Annotated in this window: 15 protein-coding genes; 12 read left to right on the forward strand and 3 right to left on the reverse strand. The window is 62.6% G+C overall.

Translation table 11 applies throughout. The features are described 5' to 3' along the window. The 11 genes from Q1V57_RS09670 to Q1V57_RS09720 all read left to right on the forward strand — a co-directional run. A partial coding sequence (locus Q1V57_RS09670; protein WP_300530050.1) for a flagellar hook protein FlgE occupies positions 1-1,357 on the forward strand: 1,357 nt, incomplete at its 5' end. A gap of 188 nt (positions 1,358-1,545) precedes the next feature. After that, positions 1,546-1,815: a DUF1153 domain-containing protein gene (locus tag Q1V57_RS09675; RefSeq protein ID WP_300530052.1), complete on the forward strand. Its 270-nt coding sequence runs from the start codon at positions 1,546-1,548 to the stop codon at positions 1,813-1,815. 217 nt (positions 1,816-2,032) lie between these two features. Next, positions 2,033-3,697 (forward strand): flagellar basal-body MS-ring/collar protein FliF, encoded by a 1,665-nt coding sequence (gene fliF, locus Q1V57_RS09680; protein WP_300530053.1) that lies wholly within the window; start codon positions 2,033-2,035, stop codon positions 3,695-3,697. 8 nt (positions 3,698-3,705) lie between these two features. Next, positions 3,706-4,731, forward strand: coding sequence for a flagellar motor switch protein FliG (fliG, locus tag Q1V57_RS09685; RefSeq protein WP_300530054.1), 1,026 nt, complete (start codon positions 3,706-3,708; stop codon positions 4,729-4,731). Positions 4,732-4,745: 14 nt separating this feature from the next. Continuing rightward, positions 4,746-5,396: a FliH/SctL family protein gene (locus Q1V57_RS09690; protein WP_300530056.1), complete on the forward strand. Its 651-nt coding sequence runs from the start codon at positions 4,746-4,748 to the stop codon at positions 5,394-5,396. Positions 5,397-5,495: 99 nt separating this feature from the next. Next, positions 5,496-5,768, forward strand: coding sequence for a flagellar motor switch protein FliN (fliN, locus tag Q1V57_RS09695; protein ID WP_366145126.1), 273 nt, complete (start codon positions 5,496-5,498; stop codon positions 5,766-5,768). A 40-nt stretch (positions 5,769-5,808) separates the two neighbouring features. Continuing rightward, positions 5,809-7,182, forward strand: coding sequence for a sigma-54 dependent transcriptional regulator (locus Q1V57_RS09700; protein WP_300530060.1), 1,374 nt, complete (start codon positions 5,809-5,811; stop codon positions 7,180-7,182). Between the two features lie 12 nt (positions 7,183-7,194). Beyond that, on the forward strand, positions 7,195-9,336 hold the full coding sequence (gene flhA, locus Q1V57_RS09705) for a flagellar biosynthesis protein FlhA (RefSeq protein ID WP_300530061.1): 2,142 nt from the start codon (positions 7,195-7,197) through the stop codon (positions 9,334-9,336). Positions 9,337-9,367: 31 nt separating this feature from the next. After that, positions 9,368-10,360 carry a flagellar biosynthesis-like protein (FlhF) gene (locus Q1V57_RS09710; RefSeq protein ID WP_300530062.1) on the forward strand — a complete coding sequence of 331 codons (993 nt, stop codon included), beginning with the start codon at positions 9,368-9,370 and terminating at the stop codon, positions 10,358-10,360. Continuing rightward, complete coding sequence (locus Q1V57_RS09715; RefSeq protein WP_300530064.1) at positions 10,361-11,161, forward strand: AAA family ATPase; 801 nt, start codon at positions 10,361-10,363, stop codon at positions 11,159-11,161. A 36-nt stretch (positions 11,162-11,197) separates the two neighbouring features. Continuing rightward, complete coding sequence (locus Q1V57_RS09720) at positions 11,198-11,521, forward strand: hypothetical protein (RefSeq protein ID WP_300530066.1); 324 nt, start codon at positions 11,198-11,200, stop codon at positions 11,519-11,521. A 400-nt stretch (positions 11,522-11,921) separates the two neighbouring features. Here Q1V57_RS09720 and Q1V57_RS09725 read toward each other — a convergent pair whose 3' ends face one another. Beyond that, complete coding sequence (locus Q1V57_RS09725) at positions 11,922-12,251, reverse strand: hypothetical protein (RefSeq protein ID WP_300530068.1); 330 nt, start codon at positions 12,249-12,251, stop codon at positions 11,922-11,924. Between the two features lie 443 nt (positions 12,252-12,694). Beyond that, complete coding sequence (locus Q1V57_RS09730; RefSeq protein ID WP_300530070.1) at positions 12,695-13,690, reverse strand: DUF6607 family protein; 996 nt, start codon at positions 13,688-13,690, stop codon at positions 12,695-12,697. 113 nt (positions 13,691-13,803) lie between these two features. On the opposite strand from Q1V57_RS09730, the gene Q1V57_RS09735 reads away from it, so the two are divergent. Further along, positions 13,804-15,888, forward strand: a complete 2,085-nt coding sequence (locus tag Q1V57_RS09735) for a TonB-dependent receptor (protein ID WP_300530072.1) — start codon at positions 13,804-13,806, stop codon at positions 15,886-15,888. Between the two features lie 76 nt (positions 15,889-15,964). Here the strand turns inward: Q1V57_RS09735 and fliJ are convergent, their stop codons facing one another. Next, positions 15,965-16,381 carry a flagellar export protein FliJ gene (gene fliJ / locus Q1V57_RS09740; protein ID WP_300530074.1) on the reverse strand — a complete coding sequence of 139 codons (417 nt, stop codon included), beginning with the start codon at positions 16,379-16,381 and terminating at the stop codon, positions 15,965-15,967. Positions 16,382-16,412 lie beyond the last annotated feature (31 nt).

The raw sequence follows: 16,412 nt of genomic DNA on the forward strand, positions 1-16,412 counted from the left end.
CGCTTCCGGCCTGATCGCTAACTCGAGCGCCCTGGCGGCGGTCTCGGACAATATCGCCAACGTCAACACGGTCGGCTACAAGCGCGCCACCGCGATTTTCACGCCGATGTATGACAGCCGTGGCGAAGGCGGCAATTACACGGCTGCCGGTGTCGGTTCCAAGACCCAGCTGAATATTTCCCAGTCCGGCCTTCTGACCGGCTCCAATTCGCCGACCGACCTGGCGATCGCCGGCAATGGCCTTTTCGTCGTCCGCGACACGGCCGATGCCAACGCATCCGACCCGGTCTCCTTCACCCGCGCCGGCCGCTTCATCGCCGACAGCTCGGGCTTCCTTCGCAATGATGCCGGCAAATATCTCGCCGGTTGGCCGGTGGCGGCAGACGGCACGGTCCCGACCAACCCGTCCGACCTCAACACGCTGGAAACGATCAACCTGTCCTCCATCGGTGGCGCGGCCGAGCCGACCTCGATCATGGGCATCAACGCCAACCTGCTGGCCAGCCAGACGGTCTCGGCGGCTGAAGCGACCTACGCACCGGCGGTTTCCGCAACCAATATGGCGTCGGGCACGGTGACGCCGGACTTCCAGCGCACGATTCCTTTCTATGACAGCCAGGGCGGTGTGCGCTCGATCACCATCTCGATGCTGAAAAGCTCGACCCCGAACCAATGGCATGCCGAGATCCACATGGTTCCGGCTTCGGAAGTGACCACGGGTGCGGGACTTGTTGACGGCCAGATCGCCACTGGCATTGTCGCCTTCGACACTCAGGGCCGTCTCGACAGCACCAATACGACGCTGCCGACCGCGCTGAACTTCCTGGCTTCCGACAATGTCGCGGCGCTTGGCGCCAACGACTTCCAGTGGTCGCTGGCGACCGGTATCGCGGCGCAGTCCATCACCCTGGACTTCGGCGATCCGACCAGCCCGGGCGGTTTCACCCAGTATGACAGCCCGTCGGCTCTGCTCTCCACCAATGTGAACGGTTCCGCCTTCGGTAACTTCGCCGGCGTGGAAGTGGATGATGAAGGCTTTGTCTTCGCCAAGTTCAACAACGGTATCATCCGCAAGGTCTACCAGATCCCGGTCGCGACCTTTGTGAACCCGGACGGCCTGCAGGCGGAATCTGGCGGCACTTATACGGTGACCCCGGAATCCGGCACCTATACCCTCAACCAGCCCGGCCTGGGTTCGGCAGGATCGATCTCCTCCTCGACGCTGGAGAACTCCAATGTCGACCTGGCGACCGAATTCACCACGCTGATCACGACCCAGCGAGCCTACTCCGCATCGTCAAAAATCATCACCACGGCCGATGAGATGCTCGATGAAGCCATCCGGATGAAGCGATAGTCCACCACCTGACGCTTCAAGCCGTAAAGGCCCCGCTCCGGCGGGGCCTTTTTCTTTGGTTTTAAAGCGCCGAATTTGAAGAAAATTTCGCCGCAACCATTAAACACAAATTTACCTAGGGGTTTAGGCGGATGTTAAACGCCCGCGTGTAGGTTCACACCATAAACAAAAAAACACGGGGACCGGACATGCAGCCGCGCCTTAAAAAAGAAAATTATGTCATTGGACCGGATGGTAGCCCGCTGACGCTGGCCGATCTTCCACAACCGAGCACGCAGCGATGGGTCGTGCGCCGCAAGGCCGAGGTGGTGGCCGCAGTACGCGGTGGCCTGCTCTCGCTCGAAGAGGCGTGCGAGCGTTACTCGCTCACTGTCGAGGAATTCCTCGGGTGGCAGCGTTCGATCGACAAGCACGGCCTCGCCGGCTTGCGTACGACGCGCATTCAAAGTTACCGCTGACGCTATCCCCTGACCAAGCGCAGCATGAACGGCGGCCTTTCTCCCCCCTAAGGCCGCCGTTCACTCATGATTTGAGCGTGTTAGTCAGTCTTACTGTGGAAATCACGGTAAGATTAATGAGCTATGCGCGCGTCTTAAGGTCTCGTTTACGGAACCGGTAGGAAAATTCTGCCCAGTGCTTCGCGCCGTTGTGCGCACAGTCATGGGCAGGGTTTACGTGAACGGACTTCTTCAGCAGCTTAGCGCATTCGGCGTCGGACGACTGGCCGCCATCTTTGGCCTGGCCGCCGGCGTTGCCGCTGCGCTCGTTTATTTTTCCAGCGCTGTGGGCGGCGGCTCGCAGGCCCTGCTTTATGCCGGCCTCGATCCGGCTGAAGCCGTCGCGACTGGTCAGGTGCTGGACCAGGCCAACATCCCCTATGAAATCCGCGAAGGCGGTACGGCCCTTTATGTGGCACGCGACCAGGTCGATGAGGCCCGTGTCCGCATAGCGACAGGCGGTCCGATCACCGGCGCCTCGGTCGGATATGAAATCTTCGACCAGCAGGACAGCTTCGGCCAGACCAGCTTTGTTCAGAACATTAATGCCAAGCGCGCCCTGGAAGGCGAGCTGGCCCGCACCATCCAGTCGCTGAACTATGTGTCCTCAGCCCGGGTTCACCTGAACCTGCCCGAGCGCCGCCTCTTCGTGCGCGATCAGATCGACCCGACCGGCGCGGTTACGATTTCCACCCGCGGCACGTTGAACTCCGAGCAGATCCGGGTGATTCGCAATCTGGTCGCCTCCGGCGCCGGGCTCGATGCCAATAATGTCTCCATCGCCGATGACCGCGGCCGGCTGCTGGCCAGCGCTTCGGACGACGAGACCGGCACCAGCCTTGCCATGGATGAACGCCAGGCGTCGATCGAGGCCCAGCTGCGTCAGAACATTCTCGATATTGTCGAAGGCGTTGTCGGTGCGGGCGCCGCCCGTGTGCAGGTTACTGCCGAGCTCGACCGCCAGCGCATTGAGGAAAACTCCCAGACCTTCGACCCGGAAGGTGCTGTCCTGGCGTCGCGCCAGCGCTCCGAGGAAAGCTCCTCCGACACGGACGGTAATAATCGCAATGCGGTTTCAGCCTCGGAAAACCTGCCGGACAACGGCACCGAAGGCGAAAACGGTCCGACCAGCGAATCCAACCGCCAGGTTTCCAATGAGACCGTCAATTTCTCGATTTCCTCGACCCGCCGTCAGCAGGTGACCGAGGCCGGCGCAATCCGCCGCCTGTCTGTGGCTGTCGCCGTCGACGGTATTCTGGAAACCCTCGAAGATGGCACCACACAGTGGAGCGCCCGCCCCGATGAGCAAATTGCCCAGATCGAGGCCTTGGTGCGCTCGGCCATGGGCTTCGTCGATGAACCCGGCGTGCGCCAGGACACCCTGACCGTTTCGCAGATGGAATTTGCCCGGGCAGACCCGCTGCTCGGCACCGCCGCAGCCGGCGGCTTCAGCTTCAACAAGAATGATCTGATGCGTGGCGCGGAAATCCTGGTGATGTTCATCACCGCCATGCTGATCATCTTCCTGGTGGCTCGCCCGCTGGTCAAAGGCGCCGGCAGCACGCCGATGCCGCAAGGCCTCGCCCTGGCCGGTGCCGGTGCAGGTGGTGGTGGCGCCATGCTGGACACGCCCAATGCACCGACCGCCCTGCCCTCTGCCGCTGCGGACATCCCCGCCGCGCTGCCGGGTGGTGATGGAATGGGAAGTGCCAGCAGCATGATTGATATCGAAAAAATCGACGGCCAGGTGAAGGCCTCCTCCATCAAGAAGGTGGTCGGCATCGTCGAAGCGCATCCGGAGGAGTCGATCTCCATCCTGCGCTCCTGGCTGCATGAGACCTGAGTAGAGACATGGCCGACGGCAGACGCTCCATCGAAGATCCCAGCCGCCTCTCCGGACCGGAGAAGGCCGCAGTGATCCTGCTCGCCCTGGGCGAGGAAGATCACGGCCTGTGGGAACATCTGGACGAGGAAGAGATCCGCGAGGTCTCCTCCGCTATGTCCAATCTGGGCACGATTTCCTCGACGGCCGTTGAGAAGCTGATCGTCGATTTTGTCGGCCAGATGTCCTCGACCGGTTCGCTGATGGGCTCGTTCGAAGCGACCCAACGCCTCCTGACCTCCTTCCTGCCGGGCGAGAAGGTCGAGACCATCATGGAAGAGCTGCGCGGTCCCGCCGGCCGGACCATGTGGGACAAGCTGGGCAATGTGAACGAGGTCGTTCTCGCCAATTATCTCAAGAATGAATACCCGCAGACCGTGGCGGTAGTCCTGTCGAAGGTGAAATCCGAGCATGCCAGCCGCGTGCTCGCCGCCCTGCCGGAAGATTTCGCCATGGAAGTGGTGACCCGCATGCTGCGCATGGAGCCGGTGCAGCGCGAAATCCTCGACCGCATCGAGGAAACGCTGCGCACCGAATTCATGTCCAACCTGGCCCGAACCTCGAAGCATGACAGCCACGAGATGATGGCCAACATCTTCAATAATTTCGACCGCCAGACCGAGAACCGCTTCCTCGCAGCGCTGGAAGAGCGCAATCGCGACAGCGCCGAGAAGATCCGCTCGCTGATGTTCGTCTTCGAGGACCTCTCCAAGCTCGATCCGGGCGGTATCCAGACCCTGATGCGTGCCATCGACAAGGACCAGATGGCCCTGGCGATGAAGGGCGCATCGGACAGCCTGCGCGACCTGTTCTTCTCGAACATGTCTGAGCGCGCGGCGAAAATCATGAAGGAAGACATGAATGCCATGGGCCCGGTGCGGCTCAAGGATGTCGACCAGGCCCAGCAATCCATCGTCTCCCTGGCCAAGGATCTCGCCGCGAAAGGTGAAATCATGCTGGCCGATGGCGGGGCCGATGACGAGTTGATCTACTAGGAGAAGTCGACGCTATGAAACCGATGAAATTCGACTTCGACACCGAGTTTGACGAGAACGGTGAGATCCTGCGCGAAGGTGAGAGCTTCAAGCGCTTTTTCACCCAGGACGATGTCGACGCCGCCCGCATGTGGGGCGTTGAAGAAGGCCGGGAGATGGAGGAAGGCCGCTGCGCCCAGGCGCTGCAGGCTGTCGCTTCCCAGATGCAGTTGATCCTCGCCCGCCTGGCCACGGAAAGCGAAGCCCTGCGTGTGGAGGCGGCCCAGCTGGGTCTGTCCGCAGCCAAGAAGATCGCCGGCGAGGCACTCAACAGCTATCCCGCTGAAACCGTCGAAAGCCTGGTTCGCGAAGCGGTCTATGACCTGCGCTCAGAACCGCGCTTTTCCGTGCGCTGTGCGCCGGAACTTGCTGAAATGATTGCTGAACGACTGGAGCAAACCGCCCGCGATTGCGGCTTTGACGGTGCTGTCCAGGTTCGCGGCGAAGCCGGCATGAACGGTGCCGATGTCCGGCTGGAATGGGGTAATGGCGCTATCCAGAGGTCGACGGCTGATATCGAGGCCCGCCTTGAAGACATCGTCCAGCGCTGGCTGGCCTCGCCGCCTGAAGAGGCCGCGCAGCCCGCAGCAGAAGGCGGCGCCGCTCCCGGCGCATCGGCCGCTTAAGGAGGCCCGCACATGAATGACGACAATAATTTCGACCTGCCGGAACTGAGCAGCGAGGACCAGCCCGAAGCCAACACGCCGGTCGTCGCCGGCGAGGCGATGATGGATGAAGAAGAAAAGAGCGCTGCCGATCTGGCGCCGGTCTTCGACGTTCCGGTCAACATCTCTGCCGTACTCGGCAAAGCGCATATCGACGTCAATTCTCTGCTCAAGCTGACCTCCGGTTCGGTCGTCGAGCTCGACCGCAAGATCGGCGAAGCCATCGATATCTACGTCAATAACCGTCTCGTCGCGCGCGGCGAGGTCGTCGTGGTCGAAGACCGGCTCGGCGTCACCATGACGGAAATCATCAAGGACGGGGACTCTGCATGATGCTGCACCTTGGTAACACAACAAGAATGGAGGGGACGCCATGCGAGTCCTGATCGTCGGAAGCCTGGGCGGGCAATTGCACACCGCCACCAAGATCGCCATCGATCGCGGCGCCAAGGTTTCGCAGGTCGACACAATCGAACAGGCAACTGCTCATCTGCGGGCCGGCCGGGGGGCCGACCTGCTCATGGTGGATTTGTCGCTCGATGTTCAATCGCTGATCGACGCCAATGAGCGCGAGCGCATCACGGTCCCGGTCGTCGCCTGTGGCGTCAATGTCCGCCCGGAGGCCGCCGCTGCCGCGATCCGCGCCGGCGCCAAGGAATTCATCCCGCTGCCGCCGGACGCCGATCTGATCGCTGCGGTCCTGGAAGCGGTCGCCGACGATGAGCGCCCGATGATCGCGCGCGACCCGTCCATGCAAACGGTAATCGAGCTGGCCGACCGTATTTCCGGCTCGGAAGCCTCGGTGCTGATCACCGGTGAAAGCGGCGCCGGTAAGGAAGTCATGGCGCGCTATGTCCATTCCAAGTCCAAGCGCTCGGACAAGCCTTTCGTCTCCGTCAACTGTGCGGCGATCCCGGAAAACCTGCTCGAGTCCGAACTCTTCGGTCACGAGAAAGGCGCGTTTACCGGCGCCATTGCCCGGCGTGTAGGTAAGTTCGAGGAGGCCGATGGTGGCACCCTTCTCCTCGACGAGATCTCGGAAATGGATGTGCGACTGCAGGCCAAGCTGCTGCGTGCGATCCAGGAACGCGAGATCGACCGCGTCGGCGGCACCAAGCCGGTAAAGGTCAATATTCGCATTCTGGCGACCTCGAACCGGGATCTGCGCAAGGCTGTCGCCGACGGCAGCTTCCGCGAAGACCTCCTGTTCCGCCTGAATGTCGTCAATCTGGCCCTGCCGCCGCTGCGTGAGCGCCCGGCTGACATTCTGGCCCTGGCCGAGCATTTCGCTCGCAAATACGCCGCGGCCAACCAGATCGATGACCGTCCGATTTCCGACGCGGCCCAGACCCAGCTTCTGGCCCGCGAATGGACCGGTAACGTCCGTGAACTGGAAAACGCCATGCACCGCGCGGTGCTGCTGGCCTCCGGCCGCGAGATTGGTCCCGACGCGATCCGCATGCCGGACGGTTCTGCCTTTACCGGCGGAGCATCCAGCACCGTTACCCGCCATGCCGCAGATGCGGCTGATGCGGTGCAGCGTGCCGTGGTGGGCAAAACGGTCGCGGAAGTGGAGCAGGATCTGATCCTCGACACGCTCGACCACTGCCTGGGCAACCGGACGCATGCCGCCAATATTCTCGGCATTTCCATCCGCACCCTGCGCAACAAGCTGAAGCTCTATGCCGATCAGGGCGTGGATATTCCCCAGCCGAACCAGCCCGCCCCCGGGATCAGCGCTGCCTGATAGGACAACGACGTGGCCGATACGACAGGTACCCCGCCGGCTGGCGGTTCCCAGTTTGACATCCAGGCATTCCTGAACCGCGTTCTGCGCGGTGATGTAGCCTTGGCCGTGGGTATTCTCGGCATCCTGGTGATGCTGCTTCTGCCCATGCCTAAAGTCCTGCTGGACATGTCGCTGGCCATTTCCATCTCGATCTCGGTGCTGGTCCTGATGACCGCCCTCTTCATCAAGAAGCCGCTGGAATTCTCGGCCTTTCCAGCGGTCTTGCTGATTACCACCCTGCTCCGCCTCGGCCTCAACATCGCCTCGACCCGCCTGATCCTGTCGCAGGGTCATGAGGGCACCGATGCGGCCGGTGAGGTGATCGAGGCCTTCGGCGCCTTCGTCATGCAGGGCAATGTCGTTATCGGCGTTATTGTCTTTGCCATCCTGGTGATCGTGAACTTCGTCGTCATCACCAAGGGTTCCGGCCGTATCGCCGAAGTCGCTGCCCGCTTCACCCTGGATTCCATGCCCGGCAAGCAGATGGCGATCGATGCCGATCTGTCAGCCGGTCTGATTACCGAAGCGGAAGCCCGCAAGCGCCGCTCCGAGCTGGAAGGCGAGAGCAATTTCTTCGGCGCCATGGATGGTGCCTCGAAATTCGTCCGCGGCGACGCCATGGCCGGCCTGATGATCACCGGCATCAACCTGGTCGGCGGCATTATTATCGGTGTCGTCCAGTCCGGCATGCCGCTGGGCGATGCAGCCAGCGCTTATTCGACCCTGACCATTGGTGATGGCCTGGTCTCGCAGATCCCGGCCCTGATCATCTCCGTGGCTGCCGGCCTGCTGGTCTCCAAGGCCGGCGTCGATGGCGAAGCCGACAAGGCCGTGTTCGGCCAGCTGACCGCCAACCCGCAGGGTCTGGGCCTAGTGTCCGGCGTTGCCTTTATCGTCGGCGTTCTGCCCGGCATGCCGTTCATTCCCTTCGCCATGATGTCGGCGGGTGCCGGCGCTCTGGCCTGGATGAACCGCGATGCCGAGGCCAAGCGCGCCGAGGCCGAACAGGCCGAACTGCAAGCCGCTGAAGGCGGTGCGGCTGCCGGCGAAGACGGCGAAGCAGCTGCGCCGGAGGAAGCCCCGATCGAGGACAGCCTGACCATTGATGAGCTCAAGATCGAGCTCGGTTATGGCCTCCTGCCGCTGATCAATGATGTCGATGGCCGCAAGCTGACCGACCAGATCCGCGCCCTGCGCCGCTCGCTGGCGGAAGAGATGGGCTTCATCACCCCGGCCGTGCGCATTGTCGACAATATGCAGCTGGGCAATCAGGAATACGCTATCCGCATCAAGGAACTCGAAGCGGGCCGTGGCGATCTGGTCCTGACCAAGCTCCTGGTCATGGATCCCGGCGGTCTGCCGATCGATATGGCGGGCGAGCATGTCAAGGAACCGGCCTTCGGCCTGCCGGCGACCTGGATCGAGGAAGGCCTGCGCGAGGAAGCCTCCTTCCGCGGTTACACCATTGTCGAGCCAGCCGCCGTCATGGTCACGCATCTGACCGAGCTGCTGCGCGACAACATGGCCGACCTCCTCTCCTATGCCGAGGTCGAGAAGCTGATCGACAAGCTGTCGAAAGAGCACAAGAAGCTGGTCGACGACATCGTTCCGGCCCAGATCAGCCGCGCCGGCATCCAGCGTGTGCTGCAATCGCTGATCAAGGAACGCATCTCGATCCGCGACCTGGCCACCATTATCGAAGGTATTGCCGAGGCCAGCGCCACGACCTCGCACCTGGAAGCCATTGTCGAGCATGTGCGCTCGCGCCTGTCGCGCCAGATCTGTTATTCCAACCGCGCGCCCGATGGTGTGCTGCCGGTCATGGCGCTGTCGCCGCACTGGGAGCAGGCCTTCCTCGATGCGCTGGTCGGTGAAGGCGAGCGCAAGCAGCTCGCCCTGGCGCCGTCGAAACTGCATGACTTCGTCGCTGCAGTTAGAAACTCTTTCGAAACCGCTTCAGCTCAGGGTCAGGTACCAGTGCTGCTGACGAGCCCTCTGATTCGTCCGTATGTGCGTTCTCTGGTTGAGCGATTCAGGCCACAAACCGTGGTCATGTCGCAGAATGAAATTCACCCGAGCGCGCGCCTTCAGACCTTGGGGCATGTCGGCTGATTTGAACTTTGAAGCTGGTTGTGACCCTTAAATGCGCCTGAAAACCTTTGCAGCTCCCAGTCTGACCGAAGCCATGTCAGACGTCCGACGGGAAATGGGCCCGGAAGCGGTCATTATCTCCACAGGCGATGGTCCCGATGGTGGGGTGCAGGTTCGCGCTGCGACCGAATCAGGAACCGTGCGGGACATGCCCGAGCCGGTGCGCGAACGCTCCGAGCGTTTGAGCGAAGAAGCCGAGGTGGAACGCGGTCAGCGCGAAGACGCCCAGCTCGATCGTGTCATCCACGCACTCGGCTATCATCGCGCGCCGGGGATTGCTGCCCAGGCGCTGATCCGTTCGGCCCAGGATCTGGACGATGGTCATGCGGTCGCCCGCCTCGCCCACGCCATGGAAACCCGCTACGCCTTCCAGCCCATTCCCGCCGTGCCGGAAAACCCGGTCCTGTTTGCCGGAACGCCCGGCGTTGGAAAAACCTCGGCACTCGCCAAGACCGCAGCCCGCTGCATTATCGGCGGCGGCGCGCCCACCCTAGTGTCCTGCGACGGTGAACGCGCCGGCGCCGATGAACGCCTCGCTGCGCTGGCCTCGAAAATGGGCGCTGGCTTCCGCACCGTCGATGATCCGCGTGAAATGGCTGACCTGATGCACGACATGCAGGGCCCGGTGCTGATCGACAGCCCGGCGGTCAATCCGTTCGAGCTCGATGATCTCGACATGACCCTCGCCTTCGCCGACAGCGCCGAGGCCGAGATCGTCTATGTGTTTGACGCCGGTCTTTCCACCGAGGACGCCGAGGATGCAGCCTCGCTGTTCGCTTCCATCGGGGCCGGCCGCGCCATTCCGGTGAAAATCGACTGCGCGCGCCGCATGGGCGCCATGCTCGGCGTCGCGGAAACCGGCCTCGCCTTTGCGCAAATGTCCTCCACGCCCTTTATCGGCGGCGGCCTGGCTCCGGCCACGCCGCTGCGTCTGGCCCGCGCCCTCATCGAGGACCGCCTCAACCCGTTCGACGAGGATCTCTAGATGAAGATCGCATCCGCACCCCAATCGAGCGCGGCCGGCCGCGTTCTCGCTATCGCCTCGGGCAAGGGCGGCGTCGGCAAAACCTCGCTCGCCATCGGCATGGCCCGCGCCCTGTCGCAAATGGATGAGCGCGTTTTGCTCGTTGATGGCGATCTCGGCATGGCCAATATCGATGTGCAGATGGGGCTGTATCCCAATGCCGATATCGCAGCCGTACTCAATGGAAAGGTCGCGCTCAATGATGCGGTTGCCCCGGCGCTGGGCGGCTCGCTCGAGCGCGGCGGCTTTGATGTTATTTCCGGCCGCTCAGGCTCCGGCGCTCTGGCCAATCTGTCCGGCACCGGCCTGACCAAGCTGGCCACCGGCATTGCCGCCCTGTCGATGACCTATGATCGCGCCATCCTCGATCTCGCCGCCGGCGCCGACCGCGCCACGCTGCGCCTGGCGATGACCGCGGATGATGTCGTCCTGGTCATCAATGACGAGCCGACCTCGCTGACCGACGCCTATGCCTTCGTCAAATCGCTGCGCCTGCATGATGATGGCGCTGCGCCGCTGGTCGTCGTCAACAACGCGCCGAGCCGGGCCGCCGCCCACGAGGCCTTCGGTGCGTTCAAGAAAACCTGTGAAAGCTTTTTGAGCTTCACTCCGGTCCTAGCCGGGGTGGTCCGGCGCGATGATGCGGTACCGGCCGCAATCCGCGCCCAGATGTGCCTGTCCGTGCGTTCGCCGCAAAGCGATGCCGCCCAGGATATCCAGGCTTTGGCCGGAACCCTCGCAAGAGGCCGCGAAGCCGCCTAAACTGTCCCCCGGGGCATAAAATGTGGGGCGTTGAACATGTATGAGAGTTTTGCTGACCGGCTGACCATGGCGTTCACGCCGTTTGACTGGTGGCTGATCATTGTCCTGTCACTGATCGCGGCGCTGATCATGCGCAAATGGCCGCAATGGCCGGCCGCCGCCGCCATCGCCTTCTCCGTCGATGCCATCGCCCCCTTCTTCTACCGCTGGGCGACCGGCATCCCGCCGGATTTCGCCTTCGACTTCGCCTTCTCCCGGCTCGATGAACGCGGCGGCATTGTCGTCCTAATGCGTCTGGCGATCTATTTCATCACCATTGGCGTGATCTACTGGGCCAAGAAGCGATATTCGCGGGTTTAGAGCCCTCTTCCCCTCATCCTGACGCATGTCAGGACCCAGACAACGTCGAGCGCGGCGCCCTCGAGGTCCCGGATCAAGTCCGGGATGAGGGCGTAGCAGTTGCGGCAAAAAGCGGGCGGTTCCCCTCCTCGCCCTTGATGGGCGAGGTGGATTGCGGCGCAGCCGCAAGACGGAGTGGGTGCGCGCCGCAGGCGCAGAAAAACTTGCGAGAGAGGTCCCGGATTTAAGTGGCGGCTTCGCCGCGTCACCCACTCCCCCGCTGCGCGGGACCTCGCCCATCAAGGGCGAGGAGGGGCCGAATCACTTGTAATCTCGGACGCAGGCCCGGACTTGCATGCCCTCGCAGAAGCGGCGCCTCCGTCAGGGGTGAAAGGGCTGATAATACGGTGTGGGTTTCCGTTTATTCCCCAGCATTGTTTGAACGACCACGTCCCCAGAGCACCACGTACTTTTCCCAGACGAAGAACACAGCGACCGTCATCGTACTTCTATCGGTTCGAGCCCTCAGCGGGGTTTTCGAGCGGATAGCGATGTAGGTAACCCAATCAATCGCCAACCCAGCCACCGCCGCAACTGCGATAAAAACCGCGATGGCATTTTGATATCCATCGATAGCGACCGTACGCCAGGCGCCGAATACCCAGAGCGTTAGTCCGGCAAAGGAGCCCCAGGCCAGCAGTGATGTTAGGCTTCCTAAAACGAGCCCGTAAAACCGGCTATCCATTGTCATTATTCGAATTCCCCAGATCGACCCCGAGATAAGCGCGGGCTCGTACCAGTTTCAAGCATCAGGTTTTCGAAGAGTCGCGCCTCCCCCTCCTCGCCCTTGATGGGCGAGGTGGATTGCGGCGCAGCCGCAAGACGGAGTGGGTGCGCGCCGAAGACGCAGAAAAACTTGCGAGAGAGGTGCCGGGTTTAAGTGGCGGCTTCGCCGCGTCACCCACTCCCCCGCTGCGCGGGACCGCGCCCATCAAGGGCGAGGAGGGGCCTGGGTCTCACGGTTCAAATGCCCACCCCTTCCCCCGACTTCATGTCGGGGTCCGGCGTTACCCCGGCGTTGATGACTCTTGGCGCTGCCGGCTCCTAGAGTCATCGACCTATTCGTCTCCACCAGGCCCCGGAACAAGTCCGGGGAAAGAATAAATCCGGGGGAAACTGCTACAACCTGCCCCCCTACTCGATCACGCTGATCTGCTGATTGAGCAGCGGCTCGGCGTCATCCCAAGCACCCTCAGTGTCTGACAGGCCAAACAGGATGCGCTGGCCGGCTTCCAGCAGCGGGCCGTAGAGCAGGGTTCCGTCCTGGTCGTCTTCGATGTGGAAACGGGTCCCGGCCGGCTGGGCTTCCAGGTTTAGGAAGTGCTCGCGCACGCGGGCCCAGTAATCCGCTGTTGCGTCCCAGTAGTCATGGGCGGCCTCAACGCCGGCCAGCTCGGTGCGGACATAGGTGTTGGTGCCGATTTCGCGCACGATCTCGCGTTCGACGCCATCGCGCAGATTGAGTTTGGAATTGTCCTGGTCATGGACCCAGCCCCACTCGGTGATGGTGTGACGGTTCACAGCGGCAATGGCGTCATAATCATCGCGGGTGGTGTCATCGCGGCGCGGCAGCGGGCGCCAGGAGACCGGTGGCTCCCAGGTCGAGGCATCAACGCCATGATCCCACCGGGCCACCGCCGCGTAACGCGGGCTGTCATCGACCTGATAGACCGTTTGCGACCAGGCGCCGGCGCGCTCGCTGGCCGGGACCGCTTCGATCGACCATTCGTCAAACCCTTCAAAGGCGAGCACCGTGGCCGGTTCATAGCGCCAGTCCTGGCGCCAGTGCTTGACGATGAAGGGGCTCTCTTCCGGTCCGGCGAGCAGTAGGTGCTGCAGCATGATGAAGTCGCCGGTGTCTTCGACCACGATCACCACTTCCCGGGCCGGTGTCGTTTTCTGATCGGCGAGCTGATAGCCCGGCTCAATCGCCACGGTCTCGATGAAATCGAAGGTGACAGCATATTCGCCCTGCATCGCCAGGATGGCTTCGCGGTCCTGTTCGAATTGCGCCTGGCTGCGCTCGATCATGGGCGCGGTGGTCGCGGTCTGAGACGTTGTCGCGCATGCGGTGAGCGCCAAGGCGCTCGCCAGGACGAGTACGGTTTTTGAGATGGAAGAGACGGTCACTGAAGCAATCCCCGAAAATTATTGACTGCATTATGCGAACGATTCGCACTTGCATTTGCAATTGATGGCGCGATAGATGCCGCAATTGATAATCATTCGCAAGGAAAATCGTCATGCGTTCCTGTCTTCTCTCCACAGCCGCCATCCTGGCGCTCACACCCGCAGCCCTGGCCGATGCTGCCAACGCCGAAATGGAGCGCGAAGTAATCGTGGTGGAGGCGACCCAGACCCATTTCGACAGCTTCGTTTATCCCGGCCTGACCAGCACGATCGACCAGGAGACCCTCGACCTGGTGCAACCGGTGGACCTCGATGATCTTCTGCGCGGCATCGCCGGGGTCGATGTGCCCGGCGGCCCGCGGCGCACCGGCCAGACCATCTCCCTGCGCGGTCAGGGCCGGGCCAATACGACGCTGCTGCTCGATGGCGCGCGGCAGAATTTTTCCTCTGCCCATGATGGCGCGATCTTCCTGGACCCGAGCCTTCTGGTCGGTGTGGACACGGTGCGCGGGCCGGCCTCGGCGCTTTACGGCTCTGGCGCATCAGGCGGAGTGGTTGCCTTCCGCAGTGCCAATGCCCTCGACTTCCTGGGCGAGGATGACAGCTGGGGCTTTGAGATCGGTGCCGGTTATCGATCGGTCGATGAAGAAGAGCGTGGCCTCGTGACCCTTTTTGGCGCGGACGGGCGTTTCGACTATCTCGCTTCGCTCACTTCGCGCGCCTCCGGCGATATTGCCCTGGGCTCCGGCGATGACCTGCCCGCCGATGACCGCTCGATTTCCTCGCTCGTGAAACTCGGTGCCGAAGTGTCGGACGGTGTCCGCGCCGAACTCTCCTGGCAGACCTTCAGCGGCGAGGCCGTCGAGCCCAATAATGGTCAGGGCGTATCCGGCGTGAACGCCTTCAATGCGCTGGTCGACAAGGAGATCGAGAATGACACCCTCACCTTCAGCTTTGATGCAAACCCGGCCAGCCTGCCCTGGCTGGATGCCAGTCTCACGCTGTACCGCACAGAAAACAGCGTAAGCGAGGACGAGACCGGGTCCGCACGCCAGCTGCGCCGTGATCTGGAAACCACCGGTATCCGCGCCCAGCAGCGGTTCGGCTTTACCCTCGACGCCTGGACCGGCGGCCTGACCGTGGGCGGGGAGTATTTCGAGGACAAGCAGGATGGCCTCGACACTGCGACCAGCGATGGTGTGCGCGGCGGAGCGCCTGATGCGAGCAGCGAATTCACCGCCGTTTACGCCCAGCTGGAGCTTGATGGCCCCGCCCCGCTGGGCCTGCCGGGACGGGTCATCATCCTGCCCGGCGTGCGCTTTGATGAGTTCAAGACGCGCTCTCCCAGCGAGGCGGCGACGAGCAATGATGCGACCTCGGCCCGGTTCGGCCTGACCTATGCCCCGGTCGACAGCTTCAACATGTACATTAATTGGGGCGAGGCGTTCCGCGCCCCCTCGATCAACGAACTCTATATGGACGGGACGCATTTCTCCCTGCCGCACATCGTGCTCGGCGCGCCGGTCTTCATCAGCAATGAGTTTATCGCCAATCCGGATCTGACCCCGGAGTTCACCGAAACCCTGGAAATCGGCTTCAGCCTCGACCTGGCTGACCGAGCGGGCGTTGATGAGCTGACACTGCGCACCGCCTGGTTTGAAACCGAGGCCGAGGACCTGATCGACCTGTCGGTGGATTTTGCCTTTGATGCCACATGTTTTGTGCCGCCTTTCTTCGCCCCCTGCTCGGCGGGGACGTCCAGCAGCCGTAATGTCGGCCAGGCCGAGCTGTCCGGCTTCGAAGCGCAGATGCAGTTTGCCAATGGCCCGTTCAGCCTCGACGCCAGTGTCTCGACCCTCGATGGCGAAGATAAAACAACCGGCGCGGCGCTGGGCTCGCTGACCCCGGCCCGTCTGTTCCTGGACGGACGCTACCGTTTCGACGCCCAGCGGCTGATCCTGGGTAGCCGCATCGAGTGGGCCGGCAAGTATGACCAGCCCGCCGAGACGGCCGAACACCGTGACGGTTACACTGTGGTGGATCTTTATGCCCGCTGGCAGCCTCTGGTCGATAACGGGCTGACGCTGAATGCCGGGATCGAGAACGCTTTTGATGAAGACTATGAGCGCGTCTTCGCCGGCGTCTCCGAAGCTGGACGCTCCCTGCGCCTGGATGTCAGCTGGCGCCGGACTTTCTGATCGTCAGACACAGGACAGCGAGCCGGCGTCCCACACGCCTGGCTCGCTCTCCATCCCTCCCGGATAGCGATCCGGGCTAGTGCGCGCGCCGGTGACGGATCGAGGCGATCTCGTCCAGCTCGGCCTGCTCGGCCTCGCGCTGAGCTTGCTCGATCCGCGCCACGCGGCGCTCTTCGAGCAGTTCGTATTTCTTCAATTCCTGGAAGGCTTCCGCCAGCCGGTCGCGCAGGGCGTCGGACTGGGCTTCAACCTCATTGAGCGAGGCGCGGATATTATCCTTCCGCTTGATCACCGCCTGGGCATAGGATCCATAAGCGAGATAGCCGTCCTTCGACTGGGTCGCCGCGGCCTGTTCTTCCGGCACGGAGGCCTCAAGCCGTTCGATCTGGTTCGTCAGCGCCGCTTTCGAGCGGTCGAGCTCTGCCATTTGTTTTTGTAGTTCTTCCACCTTGAACCGGGCCAGCCGGATCAAAGGTTCGTGCGAGCGTGTCATGACGCTACTCCTTCACCACCACCAAGTATCC

This window comes from Maricaulis sp., from assembly GCF_030149425.1.
Taxonomy (GTDB): Bacteria; Pseudomonadota; Alphaproteobacteria; order Caulobacterales; family Maricaulaceae; genus Maricaulis.

Coding starts and splice junctions, on each gene's coding strand:
- Q1V57_RS09675 (WP_300530052.1), top strand. CDS start 1,546: ATGCAGCCGCGCCTTAAAAAAGAAAATTATGTCATTGGACCGGATGGT.
- fliG (WP_300530054.1), top strand. CDS start 3,706: ATGGCCGACGGCAGACGCTCCATCGAAGATCCCAGCCGCCTCTCCGGA.
- Q1V57_RS09690 (WP_300530056.1), top strand. CDS start 4,746: ATGAAACCGATGAAATTCGACTTCGACACCGAGTTTGACGAGAACGGT.
- fliN (WP_366145126.1), top strand. CDS start 5,496: ATGATGGATGAAGAAGAAAAGAGCGCTGCCGATCTGGCGCCGGTCTTC.
- Q1V57_RS09700 (WP_300530060.1), top strand. CDS start 5,809: ATGCGAGTCCTGATCGTCGGAAGCCTGGGCGGGCAATTGCACACCGCC.
- Q1V57_RS09710 (WP_300530062.1), top strand. CDS start 9,368: ATGCGCCTGAAAACCTTTGCAGCTCCCAGTCTGACCGAAGCCATGTCA.
- Q1V57_RS09715 (WP_300530064.1), top strand. CDS start 10,361: ATGAAGATCGCATCCGCACCCCAATCGAGCGCGGCCGGCCGCGTTCTC.
- Q1V57_RS09720 (WP_300530066.1), top strand. CDS start 11,198: ATGTATGAGAGTTTTGCTGACCGGCTGACCATGGCGTTCACGCCGTTT.
- Q1V57_RS09725 (WP_300530068.1), bottom strand. CDS start 12,251: ATGACAATGGATAGCCGGTTTTACGGGCTCGTTTTAGGAAGCCTAACA.
- Q1V57_RS09735 (WP_300530072.1), top strand. CDS start 13,804: ATGCGTTCCTGTCTTCTCTCCACAGCCGCCATCCTGGCGCTCACACCC.
- fliJ (WP_300530074.1), bottom strand. CDS start 16,381: ATGACACGCTCGCACGAACCTTTGATCCGGCTGGCCCGGTTCAAGGTG.